Source organism: Microbacterium sp. P03, from assembly GCF_043556235.1.
Classification (GTDB): domain Bacteria; phylum Actinomycetota; class Actinomycetes; order Actinomycetales; family Microbacteriaceae; genus Microbacterium.
Genome location: NZ_JBIGIM010000004.1, coordinates 79,560 through 93,818 on the forward strand (window position 1 = coordinate 79,560; position 14,259 = coordinate 93,818).

Consider the following 14,259-nt stretch of genomic DNA (forward strand, 5'->3'; position numbering starts at 1 on the left):
CGATGCTCAGGCCGCCCCGTTCTCGGTGGGCGCGGCGACGTCGAGCAGGATCTGGCCGATGACCGACTCGGCCGTGACGCCGTCGAACTCCGCGTCGGGCCGGAGGACGAGTCGGTGCGACAGCGTCGGCACGGCCAGGTCGCGCACGTCGTCGGGAGTGACGTAGCTGCGGCCGTGCGCCGCCGCCCACGTCATCGCCAAGCGGGCCAGCGACAGCGCCCCGCGGACGCTGACGCCCAGGCGCACCTCTTCGGCGCGACGCGTCGCGCTGACGAGCCGCATGATGTAGTCCAGGACGAGCGGGTTCGTGTACACCTCGCGGACCAGCTCGCTCATCGTCGCGAGCATGGTGGTGTCGATGATGCCCGACACCTCGCGCCGGGGATGCTGCGCCCCCTGCAGGATGCGGAGCGCCGACGCGTCATCGGGATAGCCGATGGACGTCTTGATCATGAAGCGATCCAGCTGGGCCTCGGGCAGGCGATAGGTACCCGCCTGCTCCACGGGGTTCTGCGTCGCGAGCACGACGAACGGCACGCCCACCGAGCGGGTGACGCCGTCGATCGTGACCTGCCCCTCCTCCATGACCTCCAGGAGTGCGGACTGGGTCTTGGGGCTCGCCCGGTTGATCTCGTCGGCGAGCACCACGTTGGCGAACACCGGACCGGCGTGGAATTCGAATTGGCCGCGCTTCTGGTCGTAGACCGTGATGCCGGTGACGTCGCCGGGGAGGAGGTCGGGGGTGAACTGGATTCGGGTGCTCGTGCCCTTGATGGTCTGGCCGAGTGCGCGCGCCAAGGCCGTCTTGCCTGTTCCGGGCACGTCCTCCAACAGCACGTGTCCCTCGCTGACCATCGCGGCCAGCACGAGCTCGATGACGTGGCGCTTTCCGAGGATCGCCTGTTCGACGTTGTCGGCGAGCAGGCCGAAGGTGTCGGTGAACCACGCGTTCTGCTCGGGTGTCATTGTCATGGGGAGGGGCTCCTGGTGCCGGTGTGGGGCGTGCGTTGGGAAGGGATCGTCAGGGGTCGGTGGGGTCGGCGGGGGAATCGGGTACCGTCGGCTCGGGTGGCGGCGGCGTGAAGCAGCGCGTCAGCTCGACCGCGGGGAGCGACGCGAATTCGCCCCGGAACACGACGCGATACGTCACGACCTCCGTCTCGGCATCCGGCGTCACGGTGACCGTGCGATACGAATCGAAGTCCACGGCCTTGCTGAAGCGCAGATCGGTGTCCTTCGGCTCAGCGGTGCACGCCGACGTCACGGCGACCGTGACGGTCGTCGGGGCGGTCTTCGGGGCGATCGTCGACGGCGTGCCGCACGCGTCGGTGAGCAGCCAGCAGTAGCGGGCGGTGACGGTGCCCGGCAGCTGGTCGGCCGAGAGCTGCAGCCGGTCGCCGGTGCCGTAGTTCGACGAGATTCGCGTCGAGAACCCGGTCCCCGCCGACGGCACGTCTGCGACCGTGTAATCGGTGAAGTTCGCCTCCACGACGTAGGAGCGGTCGCGGACGAGGTCGGGCGTGGTGTCGACCGTGTACGTCAGTCCGCCGGGCGCCGCGGGCGACGTCGCGAACGTGTAGTTGCTGACCGGTGCCGAGCCGGCCGCACCGAAGCCGTTCGACACGCACGCCTTCGCGAAGAATCGGGTGTAGCTCGGCAGGCCGGTGAAGGTGGTCCCCGCCTGTCCGCCGGGCATGACCGCCGCTCCGGACGCGTCGGCGCTGCACGCCGGCTCGCTCTGCCCCTCGGCCCACGCCGCGTACAGCACGGAGAGCGGTTGCGCGCTGAAGTTGCCGTTGGGCTGCACCCCCGAGATCTCCAGGGAGGTGTTGGAGGTGGGCGAGAGGGCACCGTTCGCATCGATGTACGGGCTGCCGGCGACCTGCACTGCGGCGGCGGCCTGCGAGCCGCTGCTGCCGGTGCCGAGCGGTGGCTGGAACTGGCTGACCGGGACGACCGTCAGCTGCCGGGCGCCGACGGGGAGGGTCAGCGTGTAGAGCGTCGCGGGCCCGGTGCGCGGGATCTCGACGGTCTCGCCGCTGTCGGCGGCGATCTGCAGCGTCGCGACGTCGTCGCCGGTCTCGATGCTGAGCTCGGCCCCGCCGCGCGAGGTCGAGGTCTGCCCGTCGACGAAGACGGGCGCGGCGGTGAAGGCCAGCACGGCGGGCGGGTTGTAAGCCCAGGTCACCACGGGTGTGGTGTCGAGCGACTCCCCCACCGGGTTGACGGCACGCGCCGTGTACGTGTGACGCTGGCCGTTCACGAGGTCGGGCACCGTGCACGAGAAGGTGCCGCCGGCGCCGGGGACGCAGGATGCCGGAACCTGGACCCCGTTCTCGTAGATGGCCGCGCCCGTCACACCGGGGATCGCATTCGCGGCCTCGCCGAGGGTGACCAGCATCGTCACCGACGAGCCCGTGAAGGCGGTCGTGGTGATCGAGCTGGGCGGCGCGGGGTAGCCCTGCACGTCGATCGTGAGCGTGCCCACGCCGGTGCGACCCTGGGCGTCCACCACGGTGAAGGGCACGATGCAGGTGCCGCCGGAGGGTTTGGCGCTCGTCGGCCACGTCGCCGTCACCGACGTCGTCCCGGAGGCCGAGATGCCCGCGACCGCGCAACCCGGCACGGAGATGCCGGCGAGCGTCAGTCCCGCGCCGGGCGTCCCGGCGAACGGGTCGTATTCGCCGGCGATCCCGACGACGGGGATCGTGCAGCTCGCGCCGGCGCTCACCGCGCAGGCGGCGGTGAACGTCGCGCCGCGCGGGGCGTCGGTCGGCGCCGCCCCGACGATGAGCGACAGTGTGGCCGACAGGCCACCGAACGACGTCACGGTGACCGTGGCGTTCTGGCGGGCGCCGGGGCGAGCGTCGGCACGGGCGGTGACGGTGAGCGCCGAGCCGTTCTGCTCGACGACGAAATCGCCGCCGGTGAAGGCCACTCGGTAGTCGAGCGACGATCGATCGCCGACGCGTCCGCCCTCCCAGGTCGTGAGGTCGGCGTAGAGGTCGATGCTCTGGCTGGCGCCGGGGGCGACGGTCCGGCTGATCGAGCTCAGGATCGCCTGGGGGCTCTTGGGCTGGATGACGACCGGGATCGGCAGCTGCGTCCAGGTGTCCTGACCGGCGATGCGCACCTCCACCGTGCAGCTGTCGGTCCAGGGGGCGTTGCGACCGGCGGTGTAGGTGACGGAAGCCGCGCCCGAGGCCGTGCACGACGCGTTGCCGCGCTGCACCGGGAAAGATCCGCCCTCGCGCACTTCGAGCCGGTCGCCGTCGCCGAGCTGGATGGAATCTCCGAGCGCGATGCGCACGGACTCGTCCTCGTTCACCTGGGCGGCGGTGATGCCGCCCCTGAGCTGCACGCGCATGGCGTCGAGCGCCGGGATGCGGAGGAACCCGTACGCCGCGACCGGTTTTCCGGCGGAGTCCTCCCCCGTGAGCGAGAACGGAACGAGAGCCCCCTCGACGGGAGCGCGGCCCGAGATCTTGTTGCCGGTCGCGACGTAGCCGGATGCGGCATCGCCCCACACGGCGAGCGTCAGCGCGCTGATGTCGCCGGAAGCCCACACGGTCTTGCCGGTGATGACGTCGACGCCGGACGCGAGGGTCGACCGGTCGGCGATCGTCAGCACGGTGTCGGAGATCACCGGATTGTCGGGCGCAGGCTCTCCGGCCACGGTGACCACGATCAGACCTTGTGCCGTGCTCGAGGTCGCCGAGGAACGCACCGTGTAGACGTAGGACTGGACGCCCTGCACGGTGCCCGCGCGGAGCGACACGATCCCCTTCTCGAGATCTGTGGCGTCGTCGATCAGCGCGTCGAGGCGCGCGTACTCGGTGTTGCCCTCGACGTCCGGGGCGTTGGGCACGAGCGACACGAGCTGCAGGGCGCCGCCCGCGGGATCGCGGTCGTTGAGGAGAGGCTGAACGGTGAGGGGAGCCGACGTTCCGGTGACCGCGCGCACCCCGTCGGTGTACGTGACCGGGGTGACGTCGGCGAGCTCTCCGCCGAGGACGGCGATGCGGACGGTCCCGGTCCCCTCCGCGCCCTGATCGTCCCGGAGCGTGTATGAGAACTGCAGCTGCCCGTCGGGCACACCTCCGGCGGGGGCGGTGTACCGGATGGCGGACCCGTCGGCGTTGATGACGACGGAGCCGAGGCCCGGCGCAGGCTGCGTGATCGCGACGAGCGACGTGGGGTCGCCGTCGGGGTCCATGCCGCTGGCGGGCACCGGGATGCGGACCGTCTGGCCGGCCGCCACCCGGGCGGACAGGACCGTCGGCTCGGGGGTGTGGTTCTCGCCCGCGGGAAGCACGGTGACCGTGATGGCGGCGGAGTCCAGCCGTGCGGGGTCGCCGTCGAGGTAGTCCGAATAGCGCAGCGTGTACACGCCCGGAGTCGGCGGTGCGAGGTACCGGACGACCGTTCCGGCGACGAACGCCAGTTCGCCGTCTGCCCCGGACGGCTCGATGTCGGGATGCACGAGCACCTGCTCGCCGCGCGGGGCGATGTCGTTCTCCGTGACCGGGATGTTCACCTGCGCGCCGGCGCGCACCGAGATCGCATCGGGCACCGCGATGGGTCCCACGCCGAATGCCGGGGCGGTCTGGAACACGGTGACGGTGGAGCTCACGCTCGAACCCGCGCCGTCGGTCACGGTGATGGACGCGGTCCCCACCCGGCCGGGCTGGCCGTCCGGCGTCGTCCCCGACACGCGCAGCTTCGCGCCGTCGACGATGCCGACCGAGAGCTGGGCGTCGGAAGAGGTCGCCGACGCCAGCGCGAGCACGTGGCCGGTGGTGTTCTGCACGGCGTCGAGCACTTCGAGCGTCGTGTCCTCGTCGGAGCGGACGAAGGCGGTGAGCGGCGGCATGCTGAGGGCTCCCGACCCCCCGACCACGCTGAAGCGCAGGATGCCGTTCTGCTGCGCCTCCGTCTGCGCATCCTGGACGGTGTAGCCGATGATGTACTCGCCCGCGGAGGACGCGCTGAGCTGCACCGTGCCCGCTGCCACGTTCGGCACGACGTTGACCTGGTCCTGACCGGACGAGGCGACCGCATCGACGAGACGGTAGGACCCCGAACCTCCGCTGACGACCGGACTGATCGCCACCGTGCGCTCCTGGTCGACGCCCGCGACCGCCACGACCGGGTCGGCGACGAGCGCGGGGTTGGCGGTGACCGCGACCTTGAGGATCTTGGTGGCGGATGCTCCGTGGTCATCGGTCACCGTGACGACGACCGACAGCGTGGCCCCGGCCGCATTCGGGTCGGTGTGACGGATGGCGACGCGGCCGTCGGCGGTGGGGACGACGGTGAGCGGAGCGTTCGGGTCGTCTTTGACGGCGGACGCGAGGATCATCGGGTCGCCCTCCGGATCGACCCAGCCGGTGAGCACAGGCACGCTGACGGTGCCGCCGGGGGCGATCTCGACGGTCGGCCAGTCCTGCAGGCACCCCTCGACGCCGCACCACACCGGCGCCGTGTCGGCGTCGTCCGCGGCGACGGTGAGCGTCACGGTCGTGGGCGGCGACTGCTGCTGACCGTCCGTCACCGCGTAGGAGAACGTCGCCGATCCGCTCTCGGCACGCACGCGCACGAGGATCTGCTGGTTGTCGTTGGAGAGCGTCAGCTCGCCGAAGGCGGGATCGCTGAGACCACCGGAGATCGAGGACGCCTCGACGGTCAGCACGTCCTTCTTGTTGGGGTCGTGGTCGTTGAGCAGCACCGGAAGCACCGCGACACCGCCCGAGCGCACGCCGAAGGCGTCGGACTCTGCCACGGGAGGCTCCTCCTGCGCGACATCCGTCACCTCGACCGTGCCGGTCTCCTGCGTCTCCTGCTCGTCGGCCTGCCACTGCGAGAGTGGGATGGGCTCTCCGTCGGGCATCGACCACAGCAGTCCGGTCGTGGTCTCGTTCAGCACGGCGCGCCGCCCGTTCGAGGCGATCACCAGCTCGGGCTGCTGCACCTGGTCGAGCGCGCCCCCCGGCACCTCCAGCGTGACCTGGTCGCCGCCCTCGGTCCACAGCGTGCCGGCGGTCGTGTCGAGCCACGCCGCATAGAGCTTCCCGTCGACACGGGTGGGTGCCGCCGGTGTGCCGGTCCCGGCCTGCACCCGCTCCGCCGTGCCGCGCTCGATGTCGACCGAGACCAGACCCGTCTCGTCGGCGAAGTACGCTCGGCCGCTGTCGGACGACCCGCGCTGGGCGACCGCGCCGGCCGCCAGACCGACGTCGACCGGGCCCTCATGTCCGTCGATCCACACGCGATCCCCGCCCGTCTCGCCCAGCACCCAGCGGCCGCCGACGACGGTGAGCACGAGCGTGGCGTCCTCGGCGGGGGGCGAGGCGAGGACCGTGCGCTCATCCGCGAAGGTCGACGTGCGGGCGTTGTAGCGGCGGACCGCCTGCTCGGCCGCGGAGTACATCACGATCGTGCCGTCGTCGGCGACCGCGACCGCCGTCGCGTCGTAGGGCGTGTCCCCCTCCTTCGCCGTTTCACGCAGGGGGTCGATCTGCACGGGCCTGGCGCTGGCGCCCACCGCCGAGACCTGCGACACGAACACCTTGCCGGTGTCGGTCAGGTACACGGTCCAGTCGCCGGATGCCACGACGTCGCGGGTTCCGGCGGGGGTCGTGGTGCCTTCGGCGACGGATGCCCCACCGGACTCGGACGCCGCATCCGACGACCCGATCATGGCCTTCGGGTCTGCGGGGTCGACGTTCCAGATCTTCTGCAGCCCGTCGGTGAACACGACCGCCGCCGACCCGGACTGGGCGACCCAGGACGGATCCTCGGCGTCGCGCACCGTGTCGATCTGCCGCAGATTGGTGTCGACGCGGGCGTATTGTCCCGCCGACCGCGTCACCCAGACCGAGGTCTCGAGCTTGTCGACCTCCTGCGCGTCGTAGCCGTTGGCGACGACGGCCACCGTGACGACCGCCGCGGCCGCGGCGATGATCGCCGTGACTTTCAGCGCGACCCGGCGGCGGGCGGTGATGGCCATCAGAGCACTCCCGAGGTGAGGAGGGCGATCCCGATGCCGACCATCGCGACGATCGCGACACCCGCTCCGATGAGCGCGGCGACCAGCGGACTCGGTCCACGTCGGCGCTCTCGGATGACGAGGCCGTCGCGGTCGCGCTGGGCTTCGGCGGCGGCCTTCTCGGCCCGCACCGCACGACGGGAGTGGGCGTTGACGACCGTCACGGCGGGTCCACGACGCTCGACGTCGTCGAGCGCCAGCGGTCCCGCGGCGCGCACCCATTCGGTGGCGGCGACGTCGAGGTTGGTGGGCGGCACTCCGAGCTCGTACTGCACCCAGCGCAGTTCTTCGGCGAAGGAATGGACTGTCGGGAAACGACGGTCCGGATCCTTCGACATCGCGATCGCCAGGGCCTGCTCGAGGCGGTCGGGGACATCGGCACGTCCGGTGGGCGTGTACTTCGCCTTGATGATGCGCGCCGTGATCTGATCGCGGGAATTGAGATCGCGGCGGTCGGCCTCGAAGGGGCTGCGTCCGGCGAGGAGCGTGTACAGGGTCGCGGCGAGGCTCCACACCTCGCTGGGGACCGAACCGCTGATGCGCTCCTCGAGCACTTCGGGTGCCGACCAGGGCACCGACATCGCGATCAGGTCGTCACCGTCGGCCGCGAGTGCGGCGGCGATGCCGAAGTCGGCGAGCACGGGTGAGCCGAGGCTCGTGACGAGGATGTTCGACGGCTTGATGTCGCGGTGCAGGAGTCCCGCGCGGTGCGCGGTCTCGAGCGCCCCGCCGATGCGGACACCGATGTCGAGCACGTCGGCGATGGCGAGCGGGCCGCGGCGGTAGCGGGCGCTCATCGTGTCGGGGCAGTACTCCATGATGAAATACGGTCGGCCGTCGGCCGCGATGCTGGCCTGATAGATCGTGACGACGGCGGGGTGCGAGCTCAGCCGCGCGAGGACGTCGGCTTCGGCGTTGAACGTGCGCAGCACGTCCGGAGTGGCCACATCGCTCGTGAGCACCTTCGCGGCGACGACACGGCGCGGCAGATCCTGGTCGAAGAGGTACACGTCGGCGAAGCCGCCCGACCCGAGCGGTCGCACGTAGCTGTAGCCCGGCAGCGTCGGCGGCGGCGCGATGAGACGTTTGGCCACGCGGCAGTGCTCCGTTCGCAGATCAGCTCGGGGCGCCCGCGGCATCAGCACGCGCGAACGCCGGTCGTCGTGCGCCTACCGTGACGCAGAAACCTTCCCCGAGGTCAAGGATATCGCCGCGGCTGAGAGGAACCTCGACGCCCGCGTGCACGAGGCGGGGGGCGCCGTCGCCGGAGAAGAGCAGGGTGCCGTTCGTCGAGCCCAGATCGCGGGCGGTGGCCGAGGATCCGCTGATCCTGATCTCGAGGTGCTCGCCCGAGATCTCACGCCGGGGCGACGGGACCACGACGTGGACGGCGTCGTCCAGACGGCCACGTCGGTGCCACGGCTTCCGGCCGAACACGATGGGCGCCCGATCGTCGAGCTCGCTGCCGTCGGGCAGGCCGAAGATCCAACCGGCAGGACCGGATGCCGCGGGGGCGAGCGTGTCGGAGACGAGTGCGTGATCGCCGCCGCGGTCGCCGGTTCCGTGGTCGCCTGCCCCGCGGTCGCTTGTTCCGTGGCCACCCGTTCCGCGGCCACCCGTTCCGGTGTCGGCCGCGCCATGACCGCCTACTCCGCCGTCATCGTCGCGGCCGCGCGCGGCACCGAGTATGTCTGCGGCAGCGTGCGCCGAGGCGCGAATCGGGAGCGGTGCGGGGAACGGTGCCGTCGGGCGACCCGCTGGGGACTGCTCCGGAGTGGGCGCGGCGGGGTCAGTCGCTGCCGGTGCGGACTCGCCCGTCACGGGCACGTCCGTCACCGGTACGTCCGTCGCCGGTTCGGCCGGGACCGGTTCGGCCGGGAGGAGCCGTGAGACGCGCTCCTGCGTCGGCTGCGGGTCCGGGCGACGGGCGGATTCGCGCCGCAGGATCGGCATCTGCCGTGTGGTCTCGTCCTCGGGGAGAAGTCCCGGCCGCGGGGGCACGCCGTCATCGATCGCGAAGTCGACGCGCGTTGCACGCACGACCCCGCTGCGCAGCGGCAGTGCGTCGAGGTCGGGGGCATCGGGGGCACGCAGGGTGAAGCGGTGCACGCCGCTCGCCTCGGTCATGCTCCAGTCGGGTCTGCTCGGACCGCCGAGCCTCGTCGACCCGCCGCCGCCCATCTCCACGGAGAACGCGCCGCGCACGGCGGCGCGGAGCGTGCGCTCGCGCGCCTGCCGGAGCTCGACGACCGCGACGGCCGCGCCGACATCGGCACCCGCGATCGCGTCGAGCGCAGCATCCAGCCCGCCGTCCTCGTCCTGCAGCTGCCGGTACAGGGCCGTCACGAAGTCCACGCCCGCGGACCGGTCGATCAGGACGACGACATGATCGGCGATCAACGCGAATCCGGCGTCCTCCCCGCCGGCCGTGTACGTGAACACGGCTCAGGCGCCCTTCAACCGCTCCGCGAGGTAGGCGCGCAGACCCTCGAGCGGTACGCGCTCCTGGCCCATGGTGTCGCGGTCGCGGACGGTCACCGCGCGGTCTTCGAGGGAGTCGAAGTCGATCGTCACGCAGAACGGGGTGCCCACTTCGTCCTGTCGGCGGTAGCGTCGGCCGATGGCGCCGGCGTCGTCGAAGTCGATGTTCCAGTGCCCGCGCAGGTCGGCGGCCAGTTCGCGGGCGATCGGCGAGAGCTGCTCGTTGCGCGAGAGCGGCAGCACCGCGACCTTCACCGGGGCCAGTCGCGGATCGAGCTTGAGGACGGTGCGGACGTCGGTGCCGCCCTTCGCGTTGGGCGCCTCCTCCTCGTGGTAGGCGTCGACGAGGAACGCCATCATGGCGCGCGTCAGGCCGAACGACGGTTCGATCACGTAGGGCGTGTAGCGCTCGCCGCTGGCCTGATCGAAGTAGGTGAGGTTCGTGCCGGATGCCTCGGAGTGGTTGGTGAGGTCGAAGTCGGTACGGTTGGCGACGCCCATGAGCTCGCCCCACTGCTTGCCCGCGAACCCGAATTCGTACTCGACGTCGATCGTGCCAGCGGAGTAGTGGGCGCGGTCCTCTTCGGGCACGTCGATGCGCCGGAGGTGCGCGGGGTCGATGCCGAGGTCGATGAACCAGTCCCAGCAGGCCTCCACCCAGTGCTCGAACCACTGCTGCGCCTCGGCGGGCGGCGCGAAGAACTCGATCTCCATCTGCTCGAATTCTCGTGTGCGGAAGATGAAGTTTCCGGGCGTGATCTCATTGCGGAACGCTTTGCCGACCTGGCCGACCCCGAACGGCGGCTTCTTCCGCGAGGAGGTGAGCACGTTGCCGAAGTTCACGAAGATGCCTTGGGCGGTCTCCGGTCGCAGGAAGTTGACCGCGGATTCGTCGTCGACGACGCCGAGATAGGTCTTCATGAGGCCCGAGAACGCCTTGGGCTCGGTGTAGTCGCCCTTGACCCCGCAGTTCGGGCAGGGGATGTCGGCGAGGCCGTTCTCCGCGACGCGACCCTTGCGGGCTTCGAAGTCCTCGATGAGGTTGTCGGCGCGGAACCGCTTGTGGCAGTTGAGGCATTCCACGAGCGGATCGGTGAAGGTGGCGACGTGGCCCGACGCCTCCCACACCCGCTTGGGGAGGATGACCGAGGAATCCAGTCCCACCATGTCGCCGCGGCCGCGGACGAAGGTCTGCCACCACTGCCGGCGGATGTTCTCCTTCAGCTCCGTGCCGAGCGGGCCGTAGTCCCACGCGGACCGGGATCCACCGTAGATCTCACCCGCTTGGAACACGAACCCCCGGTGTCGGGCGAGGGCGATGACCTTATCGAGGCGGGACTGTTCGGCCATGGTGGCTCCAATGGTCGGGTTGCGTGCGTGGAGGGGGTGTGCGCGCGTTCACCCGACAACGGACGGATGCCGCGGCATCCGTCGATTCTAGTTGAGAAGGGGCTCTTCCCCGGGTCCGGTCGGTGTCGCAATGAACCCCACGCCGCCCGCGGAATGACACGAACGAACGCGCGTCGAACCGGCATCGCCCTTCCGTGGGCGAGCGCACGGTCACTGCGCGTCGGCGGCGGAGTTCTCCTTGTCGCTCGCGGGCGCGTCGTCCCGCGTGTCGGCCGCGCGCGGAGCACGGTCGATGGGCGGCTCGTCCGCCATTCGCGAGAGTGTGCGAGGTCTTCCGTCTTTACGTCGGGACATACCCCAAGTCTCGTCTCCACCGAGGCGGCCCGGGTCGATCGACGGGGAGCAGACGGGGAGCGGCCGGGAGCACGTCCGACGCGCTTCAGGTGGACGAGCGGCGCCTGCGGGGCGCGGCCGAGCGTGGAGGGGCCGCTCGCATGTGATCGCGTGCTCGACCGAGCACCTCGGCGAGCCGCTCGACATCGCCGCGCGCGAGAGGTGCGAAGAGCATCTCATCGAGAAGGGCGATGTGTCCCGGGAACACCTGCGCCAGGATCCTCCGGCCGGAGTCGGTGATGGTGACGGTGGTGCTGCGTTCGTCGTCCGACGACGGAGTCCGCGTGACCAGCCCTCGTTGTTCCAGCGTCTGAGCCTGATAGGTGAGGCCGCTTCGGCTGTAGACGACCCCGTCGGCCAGGTCCGTCATGCGGTGACTGCCGTCCGCCGAGTCACCCAGCCGGGCCAGCAGCTGGAACTGCACATAGCTGAGATCGCCGGCGTCCCGCAGCTGCTGCTCGACCGCGTGCCTGAGCAGGCTGCTCACCTCGATGAGCGAGAAGTACGCGCCCAACTCCGTGGGATCGAGGGAACGGGACTCTTCGGGCATGCCGACAGCCTACGGCGTGTTACGAACTCAAAGCACTTGCTTCGAATCTGAAGCAGTGATACATTCCTCCTTGTTGCTTCACATTCGAAGCACTTCTGGAACGAAAAGAGAACATCATGATGAAGGCAGTGCGTTTCCACGAATTCGGGGGCCCCGAGGTTCTCCGCTACGAAGACGCCGACCGACCTGTCGCGGGCGCAGGGCAGGTGCTGATCCGCGTCGCCGGGTCGGCGTTCAACCCGGCCGATTCCGGTATCCGCAGCGGTACGCTGCCCTTCCCGGTGGCGCTGCCCCACGTGCCCGGCTACGACGTCTCGGGAACCATCGAGGCTCTCGGTGAGGGCGTGAACGACCTCGCGGTCGGAGACGCCGTGGTGGGCTTCCTTCCGATGGGAGCGGACGGGTCCGCCGCCGAGTACGTCGTCGCCCCGGCCGACGTCCTCGTGAAGGCCCCCACCAGCATCGACCTCGCTGACGCCGCGGCATTCCCGTCGGTCGCACTCACGGCTTGGCAGGCGCTGTTCGATCTGGGCGGCCTCACGAGCGGTCAGCGGGTGCTGATCGCCGGCGCCGGCGGATCGGTCGGCGGATATGCCGTCCAACTCGCTGCGCACGCCGGGGCGTACGTCATCGCCACCGCGAGCCCGCGCAGCCGCGATGCCGTGACGGCAGCCGGCGCGGCCGAGATCATCGATCACACGCGAAGCACCATTCCCGAGTCGGTCAGTGAACCCGTGGATCTGCTGCTCAACCTCGCGCCCCTCAGCCCCGGGGAGTTCGAGGCGTTGGTTCCGCTCGTTCGCGACGGCGGGATCGTCGTGGCCACCACGGCCTGGATGGACACCCCCGGCGACGCCGCACGGGGAGTCCGGACGGCGAGCGTGTTCGTACAACCGGACGTCGACGAACTGGCACGACTGGTCGGCCTGATCGACAGCGGCGAGCTCGTCGTCGACGTGGCTCAGCGCGTCCCCCTGAGCGAGCTTCCGAAGATCCATGTGGAAGCGGCGACGGGGAACCTCCACGGCAAGGTCGTCGTGATGCCCGCCGCCCACTGAGCCACCCACAGACCGGGCCGGGCGTACACTCGGGCGCGTGAACACTCGTGTGCGGCCTTCGGGCGTGGGGAGGTCGTCGACGCGCACCGCGTCGACAGGCGAGCGAGCCTGAGGCTCATCCGCCACGACGCCCGCCGAGCGTGTCCGCGCTCCGGCCGGCACCCGCCTTCGGGCACCCCTCCCTCACGAACGTCGCCACGCGGCGACCGCACAGAAAGCACGCGCATGCGTATCTTCACCGAGGCCCAGGTCCGGGCATCCTTCCTCAACGCGTCCCGCAGCGAACGCAAGAACATCGCGCTGCCCGCAGACTTCGACGAGCTCGACTTCGGCACGCGAGACTATCTCGGCTGGCGGGACCCCAAGCTCCCGAACGTCAGCTACATCGTGGCCGATATCGACGATGAGCCTGTCGGGCTGCTCCTGCGTCAGACCGATTCGCGCGCCCGCAGCCGGCCGCAGTGCTCCTGGTGCGCCGACGTCCAGCTGCCCAACGACGTGGTGTTCTACACGACGAAACGGGCAGGTGACGCCGGCCGGCGCGGCGACACGGTGGGCACGCTGATCTGCGAGAACTTCGAATGCTCGCGGAACGTGCGCATTCTGCCCCCGAGCGCCTACCTCGGCTTCGACCGCGAAGCGGCCCGCGATCGGCGCATCGACGCACTGCGGAAGCACGTCGAGGGATTCGTCCGAGACGTCCGCGGCGACTTCTGAGCCTCGCGCCGCTCCGGGTCCTCTAGCCCCGCAGCCTCATCGCCTCGGCGAGCGGTCCCCGGAGCCACTCCTCGATCTCGCGCTGCGAGCGGAGCCGCACGACGGTGAGGTGCGGATGCTCGGCCTCCAGCTGCGGCACCTGCCGGGCGTACTTCTTCCTCGTGGCGAACGCCCAGCGCACGATGTGCTCGGGGTCGGTGAAGAAGGTCCACAGCGGCGGTTCGATGTTGCCGTTCCAGAGCACCTCCCGGCGGACGCGCCGCCGGAGGGTGCGCCGGACGACACGCGGCAGCGTGACCGTGAGGAACGGCGGGTCGAGCCAGACGATCAGGTCGGCGCGCTCCGAGAGCAGCGGCCGCGCGGTGGAGTACTGCCACTCCGTCGTCCACGCCTCCCCCGCGACCAGGGCGCGCACGTCGCTCTGGAACTCCTCCCGAGGAGTCCAGCCCGGACCGTGGAACAGCGCGTCGATCTCGGTGTGGGGAGCGTCGAGCGCGACGGCGATCCGCGCGGCGAGCGTCGTCTTGCCCGTACCGGACACACCGGCGACCACGACCCTCCGAGGGCGGAATCCGAGTGGTTCGTCGAAGCTCCGCACGATCAGCATCGTATCCGGCCGTCAGCGCCGGGTACGCGGCGCCCCCGCGGCATCCCCCCGCCTC

Annotated in this window: 9 protein-coding genes; 2 read left to right on the forward strand and 7 right to left on the reverse strand. The window is 70.6% G+C overall.

Annotated elements, in window-relative coordinates; all coding sequences use genetic code 11:
- Positions 1–6: 6 nt before the first annotated feature.
- The 6 genes from ACFXOO_RS11720 to ACFXOO_RS11745 all read right to left on the reverse strand — a co-directional run bounded on the left by ACFXOO_RS11720 (position 7) and on the right by ACFXOO_RS11745 (position 11,822).
- Entirely contained in the window at positions 7–972 is a 966-nt protein-coding gene (locus ACFXOO_RS11720) for an AAA family ATPase (protein WP_378843201.1), read from the reverse strand.
- A gap of 49 nt (positions 973–1,021) precedes the next feature.
- Positions 1,022–7,009, reverse strand: a complete 5,988-nt coding sequence (locus tag ACFXOO_RS11725; RefSeq protein WP_394563680.1) for an Ig-like domain-containing protein — start codon at positions 7,007–7,009, stop codon at positions 1,022–1,024.
- Positions 7,009–8,142, reverse strand: a complete 1,134-nt coding sequence (locus ACFXOO_RS11730) for a serine/threonine-protein kinase (RefSeq protein WP_378843197.1) — start codon at positions 8,140–8,142, stop codon at positions 7,009–7,011. The genes ACFXOO_RS11725 and ACFXOO_RS11730 overlap by 1 nt, the downstream gene beginning before the upstream one ends.
- 22 nt (positions 8,143–8,164) lie before the next feature.
- On the reverse strand, positions 8,165–9,490 hold the full coding sequence (locus ACFXOO_RS11735) for an FHA domain-containing protein (protein ID WP_394563681.1): 1,326 nt from the start codon (positions 9,488–9,490) through the stop codon (positions 8,165–8,167).
- 3 nt (positions 9,491–9,493) lie between these two features.
- Positions 9,494–10,879, reverse strand: a complete 1,386-nt coding sequence (locus ACFXOO_RS11740) for a glycine--tRNA ligase (RefSeq protein ID WP_378843193.1) — start codon at positions 10,877–10,879, stop codon at positions 9,494–9,496.
- Positions 10,880–11,318: 439 nt separating this feature from the next.
- On the reverse strand, positions 11,319–11,822 hold the full coding sequence (locus ACFXOO_RS11745) for a MarR family winged helix-turn-helix transcriptional regulator (RefSeq protein ID WP_394563682.1): 504 nt from the start codon (positions 11,820–11,822) through the stop codon (positions 11,319–11,321).
- Positions 11,823–11,941: 119 nt separating this feature from the next.
- Here ACFXOO_RS11745 and ACFXOO_RS11750 point away from each other — a divergent pair, with 119 nt between their 5' ends.
- Both ACFXOO_RS11750 and ACFXOO_RS11755 read left to right on the forward strand, forming a co-directional pair.
- Positions 11,942–12,880 carry an NADP-dependent oxidoreductase gene (locus ACFXOO_RS11750; protein WP_394563810.1) on the forward strand — a complete coding sequence of 313 codons (939 nt, stop codon included), beginning with the start codon at positions 11,942–11,944 and terminating at the stop codon, positions 12,878–12,880.
- Positions 12,881–13,105: 225 nt separating this feature from the next.
- Positions 13,106–13,597 carry an FBP domain-containing protein gene (locus tag ACFXOO_RS11755; RefSeq protein WP_378843189.1) on the forward strand — a complete coding sequence of 164 codons (492 nt, stop codon included), beginning with the start codon at positions 13,106–13,108 and terminating at the stop codon, positions 13,595–13,597.
- Between the two features lie 22 nt (positions 13,598–13,619).
- Here the strand turns inward: ACFXOO_RS11755 and ACFXOO_RS11760 are convergent, their stop codons facing one another.
- Entirely contained in the window at positions 13,620–14,195 is a 576-nt protein-coding gene (locus ACFXOO_RS11760) for an AAA family ATPase (RefSeq protein ID WP_378853086.1), read from the reverse strand.
- Positions 14,196–14,259 lie beyond the last annotated feature (64 nt).